Consider the following 20657-nt stretch of genomic DNA (forward strand, 5'->3'; position numbering starts at 1 on the left):
TCCGAACCTACCCTCGCGCGCAGTCTGTAGTCCGGCGGTTCACAAACCGCGGTCGATCAAATCGAGGATCTCCTCACTGGTGGCGGCGTGAATCTTGTCGACCGTGTCGGCGTGCGCCTCTTCGGGCGCCGCCACCTCTGCCAGCAGATTTTCCAGCCGCTTCGCGACGGCCGACCGCGCCTCGGTGTCGGTGCCGAGCTCGGCGATGGCGGCGCGAAGTCGGTCGACGTCGGACAAGGCGACGGACACCGGATCCGGAACGAGCTCTCCGCGCAGGAATTCGGCGACGGCACGCGGACTGGGGTGATCGAACACCATTGTCGGCGGCAACCGCAGGCCGGTGGCGGCGCCGAGGTAGTTGCGGAGCGCAACGGCGGCCAGCGAGTCGAAGCCGAGTTCCTTGAAGGCCTGGTCGGCGTCTACCGCGTCCGGAGAGTCGTAGCCGAGGACGGCTGCAGCCCCACCCCGAACCAGTTCGAGCATCAGGTGCCGCTGCTCGGGCGTCGACCGATCAGCAAGGCGCTGACCCCAATCCGAGGTCCCGGACCCGCTGGATCCGGTCGCCACCGAGTCCGAACCTGCGGCGCGCGGACGCACCTCCCGTATCAGACCACGCAGTGGCGCGGGAACGTACGGAGCGGCCGAACCGGACAGGTCGAGCCGAGCCGCCGCCACGGTCGGCACACCGGCGGTCAACGCACTGTCGAAGAGAGCCAGGCCTTCGGCAGCGGTCATCGGGACCATCCCGCTGCGACGGGCACGAGCGAGATCGATCGCACCGAGGTTGTCGGTCATGGCACTCGGCGGTGCCCACATGCCCCAGGCGATCGACAGCGCGGGCCGTCCGAGGGCGTTGCGGTGACGGGCGAGCGCGTCGAGGAACATGTTCGCGGCAGCATAGTTCGCCTGCCCGGGCGCCCCGAGGACTCCGGCGAGCGAAGAGAACATGACGAACGCGCGCAGATCGCAGGCTGCGGTCAGCCGATGCAGATTCCAGGCCGCGTCGACCTTGGGCCGCAGCACGGCGTCGAGTCGCTCGGGGGTCAGCGAGGACAAGGTGGCATCGTCGATCACTCCGGCCGCGTGAATCACAGCCGTGAGTGGGTGCTCCTCCGGTATTCGGGACAGCAAGTGGGCGACTGCCGATTCGTCGGAGGTATCGCACGCCACGATGCTCACCTCGGCTCCCTGGCCGCTCAGTTCTCTCCGCAGTTGTTCGCAACCCTCGGCGTCGGGTCCGCGCCGGCTGGTCAACAGCAGGTGCCGGACCCCATGCTCGGTGACCAGGTGGCGAGCGACCAGTGATCCCACGGTGCCGGTGCCGCCGGTGAGGAGAACGGTCCCGCGGGAATCGAAGGGCGAGCGGGGATCGAGGGCCGAGCCGGATTCGTCGACGGCGCGAAGACGCCGCAGCCGAGGCGCGAGCAAGGTGTTGTTCCGAACTGCCAGCTGAGGTTCTCCGCTCGCCACCGCCGCGGCAACGGCGGGTTCGACGTCCGACGCATCGTCGAGGTCGATCAGGACGATCCGGCCCGGGTTCTCGTTCTGCGCGGAGCCGACGAGACCCCACACTGCCGCAGCCTCGAGGTGATCGCCTCGGTCCCGACCGTCCTCGGTGACCATCGCATCACGGGTCACGATCACGAGCGCGCTGTCGGCAACCTCGTCGTCGTCGAGCCACGACTGCAGCAGTCGCAGCACCCGAGCACACAGCGCATGGGTCGCTTCCGGCCCGCCTCCGCCCTCGGTGCCACACCCGACGAGCACCGTCCACGGACGTCGGTCGTCTCCGTCGGGCAGCGACTCCCGTGCGGCCCGCAATGCCGCCATATCGGGATAGTTCGGCAAGGTGGAACCGATCCCGTCGTCGCCGAATCCCTCTGCGCCGAGGATGACCGACGGGCCGAGGTCCGGCTCGGCGGCTCCGCCCTCGACCGGAATCCACGTGAGCCGGTGCAGCGGCAGGCCTGCCGAGCGGCCCGCTCCTTCCCCGCTGACCGCCCGCGGCACCACCTTCAGCGCATCGATGGTCAACACAGGCGAACCCTCGGGGTCCGCAGTGACGATGCGGTATCGCCCGTCCTCGGTCGTCGAGAAACGTACCGATACTGCCTCCGCACCGACGGTGTGCAGACGGATTCCCGACCATGTGAGTGGCCAGCCGTCGCCTCCGAGGAGGGGCTCGAGCGCTGCCTGCAGAAGCTCCGGATGGATGCCGAAGCCGCTGGTGTCGACGCCTTCACCGAGGCGAACTTCGGCATCGTCGTCCGCGGAAACGTGCTGGCGTACATCCGATTCGGAGCTGACGACGTCGTCGATGGTCGCCGACGCGTTCCGAACCCAGGTGTCTACGCTGCCGGCCTCACTCACGTTCGACGAAATGGTGACGGTGCGGCCGCCGGTGTCGTTGTTCGGCGACACCAGCACGCGAAGTGAGGCCAGCCCGGACGCCGGGAGGGTAAGTGGGTGGTGCAGCGTGAGTTCGTCGATATGGTCCAGACCGACGTGGTGGGCTACGTGCAACGTGAGCTCGACCAGCACTGCGGGCATTACCGTGTGCGAATCGTCGGCCGTCGATGGGCTACCGTCTTCGGCCGGCGGCGGCACGAGCCATGAATCCCGGTGCAGCGAGAGCTGTCCGGTGAACAACGTCGCGTCGTCGTCGAGTGTCACCGCCGCGCCGAGCAGTGGATGATCCGCCGGACTCAGCCCCAGCTCCGTCGGATCGCCGGCGTTACGCGCCGCCGCGGACGGCCAGAAGGAACGGCGCTGAAATGCGTAGGTGGGCAGAGGTACCCGGCGACGACCCGGCATCACCCGCTCCCAGTCGACCGAGACACCCGACACATAGGCCGCCGCGACGACTTCCATGATTTCGTGCGCCTCGTCGCCGCGTCCGGGCAGTGCGGCGAATGCAGTCGGGACGACCTCCGCGGCGTTCGCGGCCAAGGCTGCGCCGGGACCTACTTCGACGAGTCGGGTGACGCCCAGATCGTCCAGGGCCACAATGCCGTCGGCGAACAACACCGGTTGGCGGATGTGCTGCGCCCAGTATCTCGGGGACGTGAGCTCCTCGGCGGAGGCGATCCGCCCGGTCACGTTGGAGACGACCGGAATCTTCGGCGGCTGCGCGGTCAACCTCGACACTACGGAGACGAACTGGTCGAGGATGGGTTCCATCAGGGTCGAATGGAAGGCTCGCTCCACCCGCAAGCTCGTCGTCTTCATTCCCGCGGCGGACAGCTCGGTTGCGGCGGCGTCGATGTCGTGCTCGCTGCCCGCGAGCACCACCGACTCGGAACCGTTCACGGCCGCGAGATCTACCCGGCCGTCGAGCTGCGCCACGACATCGTCCGCGCGTGCCCGTACCGCGATCATCCGGCCCGGACGGGTGGACTGCATCAACCGTCCGCGCTCACCCACCAGGGCGGCGGCATCGGGCAGGCTGAACACTCCCGCGACGTGCGCTGCGGTGATCTCGCCGATCGAATGACCGATCAGGTAGTCAGGGGTGATACCCCAGTCCCGCAGCAACCGGGAGAGCGCGACCTCCACCGCGAACAGCGCCGGTTGGGTGTATTCGGTACTGTCGAGCTTTGCGCCGCCACCGTCGGATTCGTCCCACATCACCTGCCGGACAGCGCTTTCCACATGCTCGTCGAGGGCGGAGCAGACTTCGTCGAGGGCCCTGGCGAACACAGGGTAGGCACCGTAGAGACCGCGGCCCATCCCGATCCGTTGCGCACCCTGGCCAGTGAACATGAACGCAGTCTTGCCGCGAGAACTCGTCCCGCTGAGGACGTTGCCGCCAGGTCGGCCCAGGGCGATGCGAGCCAGACCGTCGCGCAGATCGGTCAGCGTTTCCCCGACCACCGCGGCGCGGTGGGAGAAACCGGATCGAGTGGTGGCCAGCGAGTAGGCGAGGTCGGCGGGATCCGGGAGTTCCGCGTCATCGCGATCGAGGAAGGCGGTCAACCGTGCGGCCTGCGCGCGTAGTGCCTCCCCGGTCTTTCCGGAGATCACCCAGACCAACGGCGATGCCGACGGAGGCGAGACCTTCGGCGTGGCCGAGCCGGCCGGCTGCTCCAGGATCATGTGCGCATTGGTGCCGCTGATGCCGAACGACGAAACCCCGACCCGGCGGGGGTGTCCCGTCTCAGGCCAGGCAACCGATTCGCCCAGGAGAGAGACCTCACCCGCCGTCCAATCGACGTGCCGCGTCGGGGCGTCACCATGCAAACTCGGGGGCAGCATCCCGTGCCGCATGGCCATCACCATCTTGATCACACCGGCCACGCCCGCCGCCGCCTGAGAATGGCCGATGTTCGACTTGACCGAACCGAGCCACAGCGGCCGTCCGTCCCGCTCCTGCCCGTACGCAGCCAGCAGTGCCTGCGCTTCGATCGGGTCACCGAGCGTCGTGCCGGTGCCGTGTGCTTCCACGGCGTCGACGTCCGCGGGTCCGACCCCGGCATTGGCCAGCGCTTGGCGGATCACCCGCTCCTGCGACGGCCCGTTCGGTGCGGTCAATCCATTGGAGGCACCGTCCTGGTTGACCGCCGATCCGCGGACGATCGCCAATACCTGGTGACCGTTGCGTTCTGCGTCGCTGAGCCGCTCGAGCACCACCATCCCCGAGCCTTCACTGAGCCCTGTGCCATCGGCCCGATCGGAAAACGGTTTACACCGCCCGTCCGCGGCGAGCCCGCGCTGGCGGCTGAACTCGATGAGAACACCGGGCGTAGCCATCAGCGTCGCTCCACCGGCCAGCGCGAGAGTACATTCGCCGTCGCGCAGCGCCCGCGCCGCGAGATGCATGGCCACCAGCGACGACGAGCAGGCCGTGTCGACGGTGACTGCGGGACCGGTGAATCCGAGGGAGTACGAAATCCGACCGGAGGCCACGCTGTTGCTGGTCCCGGTCATCAGATAGCCCTCGGCATCGACATTGCGTTGGCTCATCAGGTGGAAGCCGTAGTCACCGCCCATCATCCCCACGTACACGCCGGTGTCGGTGAGGTCGGGGGAATCGGGCCGTATCCCCGCCGCTTCCAACGCTTCCCAGGCACACTCCAGCAGCAGGCGGTGCTGGGGGTCCATCGCGACGGCCTCGCGCGGACTGATTCCGAAGAATGCGGCGTCGAATTCGTCGCCGTCGTAGAGGAACCCTCCTTCACGCATGTACGTTGTGCCGCTGCGATCCGGGTCCGGGTCGTACACCTCGTCGAGATTCCAGCCTCGATTGTCGGGATACGCCCCCACCGCGTCGTGACCGTCGCGGACGAGCCGCCACAAGTCGTCCGGGCCGTACACCTTCCCCGGATATCTACACGCCATTCCCACAATGACAATCGGGTCGTCGTCTCTGCGGGTTCGCGCTTTCTGGGTCGGTTGCGGAGCAGCAGAACTGCCGAGAAGTCGCGCGACCAACTCCTGAGTCAGCGCGTCAGCAGTGGGATGGTCGAAAACGACTGTCGCCGCGAGCCGCACGCCGGTGGCAGTGGTCAGTTGATTTCGCAGTTGCACGGCGGTCAGCGAGTCGAAACCGAGTTGCTTGAACGCCCGTTCCGGGTCGATCGCCTCCTTCCCCTCGTGCCCGAGTACGGCCGCAACGTGGGTGGTGACGATGTCCAGCACCCGGCTGTGCCGCTCTGCGGGACCGAGTGCGCGCAACTCGTCGGCCAGGCCGGTCGGCGCGTCGGCGGCGGCAGCGCGGCGGTGACGGATACCCAGCACGCGACGCAGGATGGGCGGCACCGACTCACCGTCGGACTTCGAGGAACGCGCCGACAGCCGTATCGGCACGATCAACGGACGATTGACGGCAAGCGCCGCGTCGAACAGCGCAAGCCCCGACTCCGGGCTGAGGGTGTCGATGCCCGTGCGCTGCAACCGGTCGAGGTCGGCCGCATTGAGATGGGACGTCATCCCGCTCGGGCGGTCCCACAATCCCCAGGCCATGGAGATCGCCGGCAGTCCGCGGAGGCGGCGGTGCTGCGCGAGTGCGTCGAGAAAAACATTCGCCGCTGCATAATTCGCTTGGCCGGCGCCGCCGAGCACACCCGCCGCAGAGGAAAACAGCACGAAAGCCGACAACTCACGGTCGCGGGTGAGTTCGTGCAGATGCCAGGCACCGTCCACCTTGGGACGCAGAACGGCGTGCAATTGCTGCGGGGTCACGGCAGCGGCGGTGGCATCCTCGAGCACACCGGCAGCGTGGATGACGCCGGACAGGTCGGGAATGTCGGCGAGCAGGTCCGCCACAGCTGCGCGGTCGGCCACGTCGCAGGCGACTGCGCGGATCTCTACACCCGGCTCGGCAACCTCCTCCCGCAGTCGTGCCGCGCTCTCGGCATCGAGCACGTGCCGGCCCGTCAGCACGAGCCGCCGCACCCCGTACCGCGCCACGAGGTGGCGCGCGATCAGTCTGCCGATAGTCCCGGTCCCACCTGTGATCACGACCGTGCCGGCCGGACCGAAGGGTGCCGGTCCCGCGTCGGGCGGCGCCGCGGCGGGCGCTGCCGCGGCGAGCATGGGTGCCAGCAGCACCCCTTCGCGGATGGCCAGCTGGGGTTCGTTGCACCCCAGCGCCATGGACAACAGCGTGGGATCGGACAGGTCGGCGGGCGGCACGTCCAGGTCGACCAGGGTGACGCGGTCCGGATGCTCGTGTTGCACCGCCCCGATCAGTCCCCACGCGGGCGCGGCAGAGATGTTGTCGATCGGTTCGTCGTCGCGGACGGCTACCGCGAGCCGGGTCGTGACCAGTAGGTGGGTCTCGGCGAGACGCTCGTCCCGGAGCCAGGATTGGACCGCTCGGAGCGTCGACTCGGCGACGGCGTGCGCCCGCGTCGGCACGTCCGACTGATCACCCGGTTCGTCGGCCAGCCACAGCACGCGGCCGTCGGGATCGGCTCCGGAGAGCGCCTCCGCGAGGGGCAGCAGCTCGGCCGGGGCCGCAGCGGATGCACCGACGGGCATCCACTCCACGCGGTAGAGGCTTTCGCCGGCCCCGGCGGGTGACACCCCGGTTTCTCCCAGCGGCCGGAGCGCCAACGAGTCTGCGGTCAGCACCGACTTGCCGGCGGAGTCGTAGGCCGATACCCGATATCGCTCGGGCCCGATGGTGGTGATGTGCACGCGCAAGGCGGTTGCGCCTACCGCGTGCAGTTGCACTGTCCCCCAGGCGAACGGCAGCCGGACGTCGCGTGCGCCGGTGTCTGCGACTCCGAACGCGATAACGTGCAGCGCGGCGTCGAGCACGGCCGGATGAATACCGTATCCCGCCACCGCCGCGGCCGGGTCCTCTCCGCCCAGCCGCACCTCGCCGAACAGCTCGTCGCCGCGGCGCCACGCTGCGCGCAACCCCCGGAACATCGGGCCGTACCCGTAGCCGGCGTCGTCGAGCACTTCGTATAGCCCTCTGACGTCGATCGGTGTGACATCGGCCGGCGGCCACTCCTCGGGGGGGTCGGCGCTGTCCACGTCTGCGGTGAGCACGCCGGTGGCATGCCGGGTCCACGGAGCATCTCCCGACGCATCCGCCGATCGAGAATGCACCGACACCGTCGAATGGCCGGCCTCGCCGTCGGCGAGCACGCTCACCTGCACCGCCACCTCACCGTCGCCGGGGATCATCAAGGGCGCCTCGATGGTGAGTTCTTCGAGGCGTCCGCACGCGACACGGCTTCCTGCGTGCAGGGCGAGCTCTACGAAAGCTGTGCCCGGCAGGATGACCGTGCCGTTCACCGCGTGATCACTCAGCCACGGAACACGTTGCGGCGACAGCACTCCCGTGAACACAGCGCCACGCCCGTCGCCGAGTTCGACCGACGCACCGAGCATCGGGTGTCCCCCGGTCTCCATGCCCGCCGATGCCACATCGCCGTGCGGCACCGAACTTTCCAGCCAGTAGCGGCGGTGGTGAAAGGCGTACGTGGGCAGGTCGACCCACTGCTGCCGATCGTCGCGGTGAGCCCACCGCACCCGGTCCCACTCGACGTGCACTCCGTGTACATGGGCTTCGGCGAGTGCGACGGTGAACTGGCGCAGGCCTGCATTGTCGCGCCTCAGGGTGCCGATGGCTCGTCCGGCGACGCCCGCCGCCTCGAGCGTTTCCTGCAACGGCACGGTCAGGACAGGGTGGCCACACGACTCCACGAAGAATCGATATCCGTCTGCCACAAGGGCTCTCGTCGCTTGTTCGAATCGAACCGTGCGGCGCAGATTCCGGTACCAGTAGTCCGCGTCGAGCGCGCTGCCGTCCAACGCACCACCTGACACCGACGAGTAGAACGGAATCTGTGACCGGTGCGGCTCGATCGAGGCCAGGGCGTCGAGAATCGGTTGGCGCAGCACCGAAACGTCGGCGCAATGGGAGGCGTATTCCACCGCGATCCGCCTTGCTTGGACGCCGTCGCCCTGCACCTGCCCGACGAGGATGTCGAGGGCATCGACGGGACCTGAGACCACCGTCGCAGTCGGGCCGTTGATTGCCGCAACCTCGATGGCACCGGACCAGGATTGGATTTTCTCCCGCACGATGTCGTGCGGCAATGCCAGCGAGGCCATCCCACCGCCACGCCGGGCCGATGCGGCGATCACCTTGCTTCGCGCCGCGACGACCAGCGCCGCGTCGGACAGGCTCAGTGCGCCGGCGACGTAGGCGGCCGCGATCTCGCCCTGCGAGTGACCGACCACCGCCGCCGGGTCGACGCCGTGTGCACGCCACAACTGCGCGAGCCCGACCATCATCGCGAACAGCGCCGGCTGCACGATATCGACCCGGTCCAGTGAGGCCGGATCTCGATCCCGCAGTACCTCGAGCAGCGAGAAGTCCGTGAAGGGGGCAAGCGCGTCGGCACACTCCTGCACACTGTCGGCGAAGACCGGCGAAGAATCCAGTAGCTCCGTGGCCATCCCCACCCACTGCGAGCCCTGCCCGGGAAAGACGAACACCGGCCGGTCCCCGGCTTCCAAGGCCACGCCACTGACCACGTGAGGGCTGGGCACGCCTCGGCTGAGCGCGTCGAGGCCGGCCAGCAGCACCTGCGGCTCCGCCCCGATCACCGCGGCCCGGTAGTCGAAGGTGGCACGTGAGCCGAGCAGTGCGCCGGCTACCGCGGCAGGCGTCAGTTCGGGATGGTCTGCGGGGTAGTCGCGCAACTTCGCGGCCTGGGTGCGCAGCACGGGTTCGGTGTGCCCGGACACGCACCACGCCACGACTTCGCCTGCCGAAGAAGGCAATCCGGTGGCTACCGGCTCGATCGTCGGGGGCTGCTCGAGAATGACATGGGCGTTGGTGCCGCTGATGCCGAACGACGACACCGCTGCCCGGCGGGGCCGATCGACCTCGGGCCACTTCCGTTGCTCGGTGAGCAGAGACACCGCACCGGCCGACCAGTCGACGTGCGGGGTCGGCCGGTCGACGTGGAGCGTCTGCGGGAGAACCCCGTGCTGCATCGCCATGATCATCTTGATCACGCCGGCAACGCCGGCGGCGGCCTGGGTGTGTCCGAGATTGGACTTCACCGAGCCCAGCCACAGCGGCTGGTCGACGGGACGATTCCGGCCGTAGCCGGCCAGCAGGGCCGATGCCTCGATCGGATCGCCCAGCTTGGTGCCGGTTCCGTGCGCCTCGACCGCGTCGACGTCGGCCGGTCCCAGCCCCGCGTTGGACAGTGCCTGCCCTATCACCCGCTCCTGGGCCTGCCGGTTCGGAGCGGTCAGGCCGTTGCTCGCGCCATCCTGGTTCACCGCACTGCCGCGGACGACGGCCAGGATCCGGCGACCATTGCGCTCTGCGTCGGAAAGACGTTCCAGCGCCACTATCCCCGCGCCTTCACCCCACGCCGTGCCGTCTGCCGCGGCCGAGAACGCCTTGCACCGCCCGTCGCGAGCCAGTCCGCGCTGGCGACTGAACTCGACGAACACCGCGGGGGTCGACATCACGGTCGCGCCGCCGGCCAGAGCCAGTTCGCACTCACCGCTGCGCAGCGCTTGCATGGCGAGGTGCATGGAGACCAGCGACGACGAGCAGGCAGTGTCGACCGTGATCGCCGGTCCGCTGAGGCCGAAACTGTATGCCACCCGGCCGGAGGCAACGCTCATGGCGTTGCCGGTGATGAAGTACCCCTCGAGGTCCTCGGGCGGCATGCCGCCCGCCCGCGCCGCATAGTCGATTCCCGACAACCCGGTGAAGACGCCGACCTGGCGACCGTGCATGGACCGCGGATCGATGCCGGCATGTTCGAACGTTTCCCAGCTCGTTTCGAGAAGAAGCCGCTGCTGCGGGTCCATGGCCAGCGCTTCGCGGGGTGATATGCCGAAGACCTCCGGGTCGAAGCCCGCGGCATCGTCGAGAAAGCTGCCCTGCACCGTGTACGTCTTGCCGGCCTGCTCGGCTTTCGGATCGTAGAGATCCGCCAGCTCCCAGCCGCGATCCTCGGGGAACTCGGTGACGGTATCGGAACCCGATTCCACCAGGCGCCACAAATCCTGCGGTGACCGCACCCCGCCAGGGAACCGGCAGCCCATTCCGATGACGGCGATCGGTTCGCGACTGACCCCCTCGGCCTCGCGCAACTTCGCCCGCGCCTGATAGAGCTCTGCGGTGACCCGCTTCAAATAGTCGAGGAGTTTCGCCTGATCGGCCATCCGAGATCAGCTCCAATCCGAGAGCCCCCCCGGTCCAGCGCAGAAACCCGATTCTATCCGCGACCACGGCTCGGACGCAGGCGATCGGCTCATCGCTGTGGCAGGGAATTCCGGGCGCCGGTCGCGAATTCCGCGCCACAGTGAAAGGGGTGGGGCGGGCGGGGCTCGAACCCGCGACCAATGGATTATGAGTCCACGGCTCTAACCGACTGAGCTACCGCCCCATCGCCGCGGCATGTCCGGACTGCGGCGAGCCGATGTTACCGTGCCGCCGCCGTGAGGTGGCACGCGGGATGCGGCGCGAATCTCGGGGCTTCCGCGGCGTCGCGTCCTTGTCGCCTTGGGCTTTCGAGACGCCCCGCTTCGGCTGTCGGTCGTGGCGCTGGGTGTGTGGGATGACGCGGTCGCGGGTACCTCTGCTGTCAGCCGTCGTCGCTACGTGATCGCGGTTCGTGAAGGGAGCAAGGTGAGCACTCAGAATCCAGGACCGGACCCGGATGATGCACCCGCACTCGACGAGGGCGGTGGCGTTCCCGCTGGGGATACACCACCAGATGCGGGGCAGACCTCTGGCTTGTCTCATCCTCAACCGATGCCGGGACGCAGTTTGCCGGTGCTCACTTTCGTGCTGGTCGGCCTACTCATCCTGGGGATCGCGGCCTTTTTCGTCGCGCGCGTGTTCGCGCTGTTCGACTGAGGTGACTGTCGACTGTCCTTGGGCGGGCTGCCCTTCGTCGGGCGGCCCTTCATCGGGCTGCCCTGGGTCGATCGGTCTCTCGTCGGCGACGAGTTCGTAACGTCGCCCGTAGGTTTCGACCAGCGATTGGATCGCCGCTACCACGGGCACGGAGATCAATGCCCCGACCGCGCCGAACAGCGACGCGCCGACGATGACCGATCCGAATGCGACCGCAGGGTGGATCGACACCGTCCGCGAGGTGATTCGCGGGTGAAGAATGTAGTTCTCGACTTGCTGATAGACCGTTCCGAACACCACTACCCACACGCCGTCGATCGGCTGGGCCGCCGCCGCGATGATCGCCGGCAGGGCAATGGCGAGATATGTGCCCAGGGTGGGGACGAACTGCGAGACGACCCCGGTCCACAGCGCGAGCGGCAGCCAATAGGGGACGCCGATGATCACGAGGAAGATTCCGGTGGCGACTGCACTCACCGCGGCAAGGATCAGTCGCGACACCATGTATCCGCCGGTCTTCTCGACGGAGATTTCCCAGACCGTGGAGATGACGCGCTGTTGCCGTGCCGGGAACCAGCTCGATATCGTCCGGCGGAGGGTGGGTCCCTGCGCGGACATGTAGAACACGAACAACAGCAGCGTCAGCATCTGGAACACGACGCCGAGTAGCGAGGACAAGACGCCCAGAACCCCTGGGGTGAAACGCTGCGCAAGGTCGCGGATGGTGTCGGGGGTGAGATGAATCAAGTCGTCGCCCGTCGCGAAGTCGGTGTCGAGAACGCGATTGGACCATTCGGTGACCGAGGAGAGCGCGCCGGGCAGTGCCTTCAGCAGCTGGGCCAGCTGCTGGGCGAGCAGTGTTCCGAACAGCGCCAGGAAGGCGATGGCCGCGACGAACAGTGCGAACAGAACCAGTCCGGTGGCGGCGCCCCGGCGAACACCTCGAGAGGCCATCCAATCGACGACCGGCTCGATGGTGATGCTGAACAACCACGCGAGGAACAGCAGTCCCAGGAAGCCTCGCAGGTTATGGAACAGCCAGCCCGACATCTGGTAGGCGGCGACGGCGAGGAGCACGTAGAAGACGGCCGGTCGCAGCCAGCGTGGGGCGTCGCGCGGACCGATGCCTCCGGCTGACCGGGTCCGCTCCGCCTGGCCGCCGTCCTCGCTCATCGCACACCCCGCGGTCGTTTGCTGCCGATACAGCGGGAATGTACCCGCCTGGCACGCACACCGATCGGGATTGGCCCGGGACAGCAGAAACCCCCGCCCGGGAAGATCCGGGCGGGGGTTTCTGTTGCTCCCCCGGCTGGACTCGAACCAGCAACCGTCCGATTAACAGTCGGAAGCTCTGCCAATTGAGCTACAGGGGATTATTCTGCTTAGCTTCGCCGTTCCCGGCGACGCCTGAGAAACTGTAGCGCATAGCCCTACCCCAGTACCAAATCGGCTGCCTGTCGACGTATCAGGCAGGATGGGGACGGTCGATGTGCACCGGGAGGAAGCGGGAATGATGCGGTTGTTGATCGGTATCGCGGCGGGGTACGTGCTGGGTACGCGGGCGGGACGTGCACGCTACGAACAGATCAGCCGGGCGACGAGGGCTGTGGCCACCAGTCCGGCCACCAAGAAGGTGTTGCAGGTGTCGCGTCAGAAGCTGTCCGATTCCCTGAACACGCAGCCCAAACTCGAGCCGATGAAGCCGATCGACGAGGACACCACGGTGTTCGTCCCGCACGAGCAGTTGAAGAACCGGTGAGCGCCGCAGGCGGTCAGCCGGCCATCCCGTCCCTGGTGGTGTCGCCGATCGCCTGATCGAGGAGGCTGCGGCGGTACTGCTCCAACGCGACGAGGTCGCCGAGCAGCGAGTGGAATTCGTCCGATTCGGTGGCCGGGGAGATGCGCTGAAGCTTGGACTTCAGCTCGGCCACCTGTTCACCGACCCACACCTCTTGCAGGCGTGCGAGTACGCCCGAAATGTATCGGGGCACTCGCTCTTCTTCGACGGGGAGCGGCTCGACGGCGAGCTCGGAGACGAGCGATGCCGCGGTGATGTCTCCCACTCCCTTGCTGACGGCGTCGACCCATTCGCCGCCGCCGAGGCCTGCACTGGTTCCACCTGCTGAGATCATCGACTCGCGGATCATCACGTACGCCGGATGGGTGAAGGTCTCGACGGGCAGTGAGTCGAACACCGTGCCGGCGATCGACGGGTGCTGCAGCGCGCTCTTCAGCGCCTCCCGCTGCGCCCACAGCGTGGGGTCGCTGGGCCGGGGACGGGACAGGCCCACCGGAAGCTGCGGCGCATCGCTGTCGTCCCTGCCCGCTTTGCGGCGCGGCGGAGCAGGCACCGAACCCCGCGTCGACGCCCGCTTGCGCGCCTCATCGCGCACCCGCTGACGAACGGCGGCGATATCGTCCCAACCCACCCAGCCGGACAGCTGGACGGCGTAACTGTCACGCAGCGTCGCTTCTTTGATCTGAGCCACCACCGGCACCGTGCGGCGCAGCGCCTCCACACGTCCCTCCGCGGTCTCGAGGTCGTGCTCGGTGAGGATCGACTTGACCACGAATTCGAACATCGGTGTCCGGCGCGCCACCAGGTCGCGGACAGCCGCGTCACCGGACTTCTGCCGCAGTTCGCACGGGTCCATACCATCGGGGGCGACGGCCACGAAGGTTTGCCCGGCCATCTTCTGATCACCCTCGAAAGCCTTCATCGCCGCGGCCTGCCCGGCTGCGTCGCCGTCGAACGTGTAGATGATCTCGCCGCGAAAATAGCTGTCGTCCATCAAAAGACGACGCAGCATGGCGAGGTGGTCCTCACCGAACGCGGTTCCGCAGGCGGCAACGGCCGTCTTCACCCCGGCGAGGTGCATCGCCATCACATCGGTGTAGCCCTCGACCACGACCGCCTGATGCCCTTTGGCGATGTCGCGCTTGGCGAGATCCAGACCGAAGAGCACCTGAGACTTCTTGTACAGCATGGTTTCCGGGGTGTTCACATACTTCCCCGGCATCGTGTCGTCGTCGAAGAGTTTGCGCGCACCGAAGCCGATGACGTCACCCGACAGGTTGCGGATCGGCCAGAGCAGCCGACGATGGAAGCGATCGATGTGACCGCGGCGGCCGGCCTTCGACAGCCCCGCCGCCTCGAGCTCCTTGACGTCGAAACCCTTGCCCAGCAGATGCTTCGTGAGTATGTCCCAGCCGTCGGGCGCGTAACCACAACCGAACTGCTGCGCGGCGTGCGCGTCGAAGTTGCGCTCCGTCAGGTAGTCGCGGGCCGCCTGCGCGTCCGGTTCCTGCAGACGCGCGGCATAAAATTCCTGGGCGGCGGCATTGGCCGCCACCAGCCGCGCACGAGTGCCGCGGTCGCGTTGGACGGAGGTGCCGCCACCCTCGTACGAGATCGAGTAGTTCAGGCGATCGGCCAGCTGCTCGACGGCCTCGACGAAACTGATGTGGTCAATCTTCTGCAGGAACGAGTAGACGTCGCCGCCCTCACCACAGCCGAAGCAATGATAGTGCCCATGATTGGGCCGAACATGGAACGACGGCGACTTCTCGTCGTGGAACGGGCACAGGCCCTTCATCGAGTCACCGCCGGCACGCTTGAGGGACACGTACTCCCCCACGATGTCCTCGATGCGGGTGCGCTCGCGAATGGCCGCAACGTCTCGATCAGGGATTCTGCCAGCCACGGCACACAGTCTAGGCGCTCCGCCGGGGCCGCAATTTCCGACTCGGAATCAGCAGTTCGACGGCGCCGGAATCCCCGCGAACCGGTCACCGAGGTAGCTGAACGCAGGCCCCACACCGAGCACGGTGGCGCTGCCGTGGTCGGCGCCCGGGATCACGTCGAACTGAACCCTCGCGCCCTGCGCGCAGTACTTGTCGACGGTCTCGCGTACCGGCCCGATGTTCACCAGCGGATCCGCACTGCCGTGCCATACGTACATCGGCGTTCTCGGCACGCCCGGGTACAGCTGCACACTGTTCTCGTCCATGACCGACCGTCCCGAGGGATCGGTGAGGATGCTCGGACCGTCGGTGAGTTCGGCCAGCGACATGCCGGCACCGGCAGCCAGGATCGAATCGGTGCACAGGTTGCTCATCCGGTCGCGGAGCTGGAGACCCTCGACGTTGAGGCCGTTTCCCAGGGGCGAGCGCGTCGGATACTCGCGTTCGAGTCCGATGGCGGCCGCGAAACCCAGACCGAAGGCGTCCGAGGGGGTGCCGCCCAACCGGTCGGCCAACTCGCCGATGTTCACCGGGGTACCGCCCTGGGCTGCGCCCACGATGTTGAGCTCGGGCGAGTAGGTCGGCGCGAGTGCCGCCGCCCAGTTCGTTGCCATGGCGCCACCGGAGTAGCCCGCCAACCCGACCGGGCCGGCGCCGAGACCGGTCTGCGGCAGCCGCTGCGCTGCCCGGATCCCGTCGAGGACCAGACGCCCGCCCAGCTTCGCCGCACCGTATGCACTGGACGGCCCGAGATGATCGGGCACCGCGACGGCCCATCCGCGCGCGAGAAGAGCGTTGAGGGCCGGTGTCTCCTGCAGTCCGCCGACGAACAGTTGATGCGACGGCGCGCACTGCAATCCGAGCGAATTGACGAACGGCTGGTACGAGACGAGCGGCCGGTTCACGGGAGCGCCGCGGGGCACGAGCACGGTGGTGACGGCGGCGATCGGGACGCCGGCCGAGTTGGTCGATTTGTACTGGATCTGCCAGGCCTCGGCCGTCGGGAAACCGGTCGCGGCGACGGATCTGCTGGCCAGTACGTCACCGTCGGCACGTGTCCCGACATCGGCGGGCGCGTTGTAGAACGGGTCGGGGTCGGCGAACGGATATGCCGGGGCGGCGTATCCGTTCGGAGCAGCAAGCACAGCGGCGCCGACCGCAACCACCAGGGCAGCGGACGTCGAACCGATGATCTTGCGCAGTACAGACTTCATCCGGGCTCCCTGTGCAGGTGGTGTGAGCGCTCTCGCACCGTATTCGTAGCACCGGAGCGGGCGGATTGGTCCGTTTCTCGTCAGCCCCAGCTCGCTTGCGCTCCCAGGCTGGCCTTGTCGACGCGTTCGAGCCTGCTCTCGGTGTACGACGCGATCTGGTCGACGACCACCCGGACCCGCGCGGAATCGTCGCCGGCCTTGTGCCAGGCCGGCAACAGCAGGGGATCGAGTCCCGCCGGAGCGGTGGCCAGGAGCCATTCGGCCACTCGGTGAATGCGGTCGCGCTGCCGCTCCTGCCGCGCCTTGTGACCGGAGTCTGACATCACGTAATACAGCGCAACGGTCTTCAAAAGGGCCACTTCGGAGGCCACCACCGGGGGAATCACCAGGTCCGCGTCGTACCGGGCCAGCGGTTCGTCCCCGTTGACCTTCCGCGTGCCGCTGATTGCGGCCGTGGCGAAACGGCCGACCAACTCGCTGGTCAGATTCTTCAACGCGACGGCACTGGTCAGCGTTCCGTCGTAGCTGCCCACCTCCACCACCACGGGCAAAAGGCTGAGCCGATGCGCCGCCTCGACGAGATCGTCGACGACCAGCCCGGGGAACTCGGAGACACCCAGTTCCGCCAGCGCCCGCTGTTCCACCGGGTCGGCGAGGGAGCGCAGATCGATGCGCCCGGCGATCACCCCGTCCTCGACGTCGTGAACCGAATACGCCACGTCGTCGGCCCAGTCCATCACCTGCGCCTCGAGGCACCGACGATTCTCCGGTGCGCCCCTGCGCACCCAGATCAGCACTTCGGCGTCGTCGTCGTAGGCCCCGAATTTGGCACCCGGCCGGGGCCTCGTCCACGGATATTTGATGGCCGCATCCAGCGCCGCGCGCGTGAGGTTGAGTCCGGCGCTGACGCCCGAGGGGTCGAGGACCTTGGGTTCGAGGTTGGTCAGGATTCGCAGATTCTGGGCGTTACCTTCGAAGCCGCCGCAGCTCGCCGCCACCTCGTCGAGCGCCTTCTCACCATTGTGTCCGTAGGGCGGGTGGCCGATGTCGTGCGCGAGCCCCGCGAGATCCACCAGATCGGGGTCACATCCGAGTCCGTCCGCAATTCCGCGCCCGATCTGCGCGACCTCGATCGAATGAGTCAACCGGGTACGGGGTGTGTCACCGTCCCTGGGTCCCACCACCTGTGTCTTGTCCGCGAGCCGGCGTAACGCAGCGGAGTGCTGCACGCGGGCGCGGTCCCGGGAGAAATCGGAGCGGTGCTGGGCCGCGGCGATCCGGCTCCCCGGCAGACCGGCCCGTTTGGGCGGCTCGGCGACGCGCCGTGCGACGTCATGGGTCGAGTATCCGGCCATCATTGTCCTGCCGTGTAGGGGAAGTCCGCGGAGAAGTGGGTGAGCTGGTACCAGATCAGGGCCCCGGTTTCCCGCGCTATCCCGTGTAGCTGGGATTCGCGTGTGAACACGGCCGGGCCCTGCCGGGTGGGCGCAGTCCAGGCATCGAGTCCGGCGTCGCGCGCCATCGTGCGGGTGCGTAGTGAATGCCAGGGGTCGCTGACCAGGACCGCCGAGTTGATGCCCTGCTCCCCCATGGTTTCGCTGACGGCCTCGATGCTCAGCAGGGTGTCGGACCCCTCCTCGACCGCGGTGATGCTGTCCGCGGGGACCCCGCGCGAGATCAGGTAGTTCTTACCCGACGCCGCCTCCGTGTACTCGTCACCCTCCTGCTTCCCGCCGACGGTGATGACCTCGGGAGCCACGCCTTGTTCGTACAGCTTGTAGGCCTGTTCGAGTCGGGCTTCGAACACCGACGACGGGGTCCCCGAGTACTGCGCGGCTCCCAGGACGACGATGGCGTCGGCGCTCGAGCTGTCGTCGATCCGCGCCACCTGCCACACCCGGACTGCCGTGCCGAACACGAGGGCGACGGCGATCAGGACCACTCCGACGATCACCCGGCGGGTCCACCGCGCGAACGTGCCGACGAAACCCAGACGCGCCTCGGCGCGCGGCAGGTCGTGGCGTTCACGGCTCGGTGCAGTATTCACTCCCCGATTCTGCCAGCTGCCGTCGAACTGTCCCGCTGACGACTCGCCACACCGGATAGATTTGCTGCCATGCCAGTCGCATCGCCACTCGAGCAGTTGCCGTCGTCCCGCCGACGAATCCTCGCTCCACCCGCTCGACGGTTCTCGGTCCTGGGTGCGGTCGCGGCCGTCCTCGGTGTGGTGACGATCCTGTGGGGACCGGCGGTCGCGTCGGCCGATGCACCCTTCCGGTTGCCCACCCAGGTGACGGACAACGTGGGCGCGCTGGACGAGGATCAGCGAACCGAGGTCGAGGCCGCGATCGATCAGCTCTACGACGACCACAAGGTGCGGTTGTGGGTGGTCTACGTCGCCGACTTCGACGGTCTCGGCGCAGGACCGTGGGCCGATCGCACCGCGCAGGCCTCCTCGCTCGGCGACCGGGACGCGCTGTTGGCTGTCGCCACCGTCGACCGCGAATACGCTCTCATCGCCTCGGACGGCCTCGAGGACATCACGCCCGATGAAGCGGAGAGCATCCGGGTCGACGCCGTCGAACCCGCTCTGCGCGAGGATGACTGGGCGGGTGGCGCCATCGCCGCGGCGGGCGGTCTCGGCGATGCGATGAGCGCGAGCGGCGGAATGTCGGTGCGCACACTGCTCATCGGCGGCGGCGTGGTGGCGGCGGGCGTCGGCGGAATCGTCCTGTACTCCCGTAAGAAGAAGAACGACCGTGCCGCGGACGCTGTCGCGGCCGCGAGGAACATCGACCCCGAGGACACCGACGCACTTGCCGCCCTGCCGCTGCCCACGCTGGATGAGCGGGCCAGGGAAATTCTGGTCGACACGGACAACGCGCTGCGTACCAGCCGCGAAGAACTCGACCTCGCCCGCGGCGAGTTCGGGGAGCAGTCGACCGCGTCGTTCACCACGGCGTTCGAGGAGGCGGAGGCGGCCCTGGCCGCCGCGTTCACCGTCCGTCAACGACTCGACGACGCGATTCCCGAGAGTCCCCAGCAGCAGCGAGAGATGCTGATCGACATCATCTCCTCCTGCGGCCGGGCAGACCGGGAACTCGACGAACGGGTTCAGGAATTCGACGGTCTACGAAATCTCTTGATCAACGCACCAGAGCGACTCGACGCGCTGACCCGCGATATCGTCGCAGCAAGCGTCCGCATTCCGGAGTCCACCCGCACACTCGAGGCACTGCATACCCAGTTCCCGGCCGAGACGCTGGCGTCCGTCGCGGCCAATGTGACGATGGCGCAGGAACGGCTGGCGTTTGCGGAGCAGGCAGTGAGCGAGGCGCGGGACACCATCGCCCTGCCCCCGGGAAAGCAGGGGCCGGCCGTGTCGGCGATCCGCCGTGCCGAGGGCGCACTCGAGCAAGCCCGGACGTTGCTCGACGCCGTCGATCACGCAGCCGACAACATTCGCCACGCGATCACCGCCCTGCCCACGGTGATCACCGACCTCGAGAACGGGGTGGCCGCTGCCGCCCAGTTCACCGAGCAGGGTGCACCCCCGCTCGAGTCGGCGCGGGACGCGGCCCAGGCAGCGCTCGCATCGGCACGCACCTCGAAGGATGCCGACCCGCTCGGCACCTTCACCGCGATCGTCAAGGCAGACGCCGAACTCGACGCCGTCCTGGCAGCAGCCCAGGAATCCCGCCGACAGACCGAACGCGCGCAGCAGCATCTCGACCAGAACCTGGTGGCAGCGCAGTCACAGGTGACCGCGGCCTCGGATTTCATCGGCACCCGGCGCGGTGCAATCGGTGCGGAGGCCAGGACCCGGCTCACCGAGGCACAGCGTCATCTCGCCGCCGCGCGTCAGCTCCGCGAGACCGATGTCTCCGGCGCCCTGCAGCATGCGCAGGCCGCGTCGACTCTCGCCGTCGACGCCCTGAGTTCTGCCCGAAACGACGTGCAGGACTGGGAACTTCGTCAAGGCGCCGGGCCGGGGACCGGCGGGAACCTCGCCGGCGCGGTACTGGGCGGAATCCTGATCGACAGCGTCATGCGAGGCGGATTCAGCGGCCGCGGCAGCTGGGGAGGCCGAGGCTCCCGTGGCGGTTTCGGTAGTGGCGGATTCGGTGGTGGCGGTTTCGGGGGTGGACCGGGCTCTTTCGGTGGTCCGCGCAGCTCGGGCCGAATCAGCGGAGGCGGCCGCTTCTGACGTTCCGCGGGCCTACTCGACGTCGCTGTACGAGCGGGCACCAGCCGACCCGAACAGGGCCACCGCCAGTCCCAGAAAACCTGCGCTCCCGATCAGCAGCGCACCGCATACCAGCACATCACTCATCAATGCCCCCGTT

At 67.9% G+C, this 20657-nt stretch carries 9 protein-coding genes and 2 tRNA genes; 3 read left to right on the forward strand and 8 right to left on the reverse strand.

What is annotated here, in order from left to right; translation table 11 throughout:
* Window positions 1–39 precede the first annotated feature (39 nt).
* On the reverse strand, window positions 40–10656 hold the full coding sequence (locus tag JQT59_RS25760) for a type I polyketide synthase (protein WP_213572505.1): 10617 nt from the start codon (window positions 10654–10656) through the stop codon (window positions 40–42).
* A 150-nt stretch (window positions 10657–10806) separates the two neighbouring features.
* Window positions 10807–10880, reverse strand: a tRNA-Ile gene (locus JQT59_RS25765).
* A gap of 152 nt (window positions 10881–11032) precedes the next feature.
* On the opposite strand from JQT59_RS25765, the gene JQT59_RS25770 reads away from it, so the two are divergent.
* Entirely contained in the window at window positions 11033–11353 is a 321-nt protein-coding gene (locus JQT59_RS25770) for a DUF6480 family protein (protein WP_502939737.1), read from the forward strand.
* Here JQT59_RS25770 and JQT59_RS25775 read toward each other — a convergent pair.
* Together JQT59_RS25775 and JQT59_RS25780 are read right to left on the reverse strand one after the other, a co-directional pair.
* Entirely contained in the window at window positions 11294–12526 is a 1233-nt protein-coding gene (locus tag JQT59_RS25775) for an AI-2E family transporter (protein ID WP_213572506.1), read from the reverse strand. The genes JQT59_RS25770 and JQT59_RS25775 overlap by 60 nt on opposite strands.
* 127 nt (window positions 12527–12653) lie before the next feature.
* Window positions 12654–12726: transfer RNA gene (locus tag JQT59_RS25780), tRNA-Asn, on the reverse strand.
* A gap of 137 nt (window positions 12727–12863) precedes the next feature.
* Between JQT59_RS25780 and JQT59_RS25785 the strand changes: the two genes are divergently transcribed.
* Window positions 12864–13112, forward strand: coding sequence for a hypothetical protein (locus JQT59_RS25785; protein WP_109335012.1), 249 nt, complete (start codon window positions 12864–12866; stop codon window positions 13110–13112).
* Between the two features lie 13 nt (window positions 13113–13125).
* On the opposite strand, the gene dnaG is transcribed toward JQT59_RS25785, so the two are convergent.
* The 4 genes from dnaG to JQT59_RS25805 form a co-directional block, all read right to left on the reverse strand.
* Window positions 13126–15057, reverse strand: a complete 1932-nt coding sequence (dnaG, locus tag JQT59_RS25790) for a DNA primase (RefSeq protein WP_213572507.1) — start codon at window positions 15055–15057, stop codon at window positions 13126–13128.
* A 48-nt stretch (window positions 15058–15105) separates the two neighbouring features.
* Entirely contained in the window at window positions 15106–16311 is a 1206-nt protein-coding gene (locus tag JQT59_RS25795; protein ID WP_213572508.1) for a lipase family protein, read from the reverse strand.
* An 80-nt stretch (window positions 16312–16391) separates the two neighbouring features.
* Complete coding sequence (locus JQT59_RS25800; protein ID WP_213578101.1) at window positions 16392–17666, reverse strand: deoxyguanosinetriphosphate triphosphohydrolase; 1275 nt, start codon at window positions 17664–17666, stop codon at window positions 16392–16394.
* Window positions 17666–18358, reverse strand: coding sequence for a YdcF family protein (locus JQT59_RS25805; protein ID WP_159921493.1), 693 nt, complete (start codon window positions 18356–18358; stop codon window positions 17666–17668). Before JQT59_RS25805 ends, JQT59_RS25800 begins: the two co-directional genes overlap by 1 nt.
* A gap of 69 nt (window positions 18359–18427) precedes the next feature.
* Here JQT59_RS25805 and JQT59_RS25810 point away from each other — a divergent pair, with 69 nt between their 5' ends.
* Window positions 18428–20518 carry a TPM domain-containing protein gene (locus JQT59_RS25810; RefSeq protein ID WP_213572509.1) on the forward strand — a complete coding sequence of 697 codons (2091 nt, stop codon included), beginning with the start codon at window positions 18428–18430 and terminating at the stop codon, window positions 20516–20518.
* Window positions 20519–20657 lie beyond the last annotated feature (139 nt).

The sequence above is a fragment of the Rhodococcus sp. USK13 genome, assembly GCF_018343855.1.
Taxonomy (GTDB): domain Bacteria; phylum Actinomycetota; class Actinomycetes; order Mycobacteriales; family Mycobacteriaceae; genus Rhodococcus_F; species Rhodococcus_F oxybenzonivorans.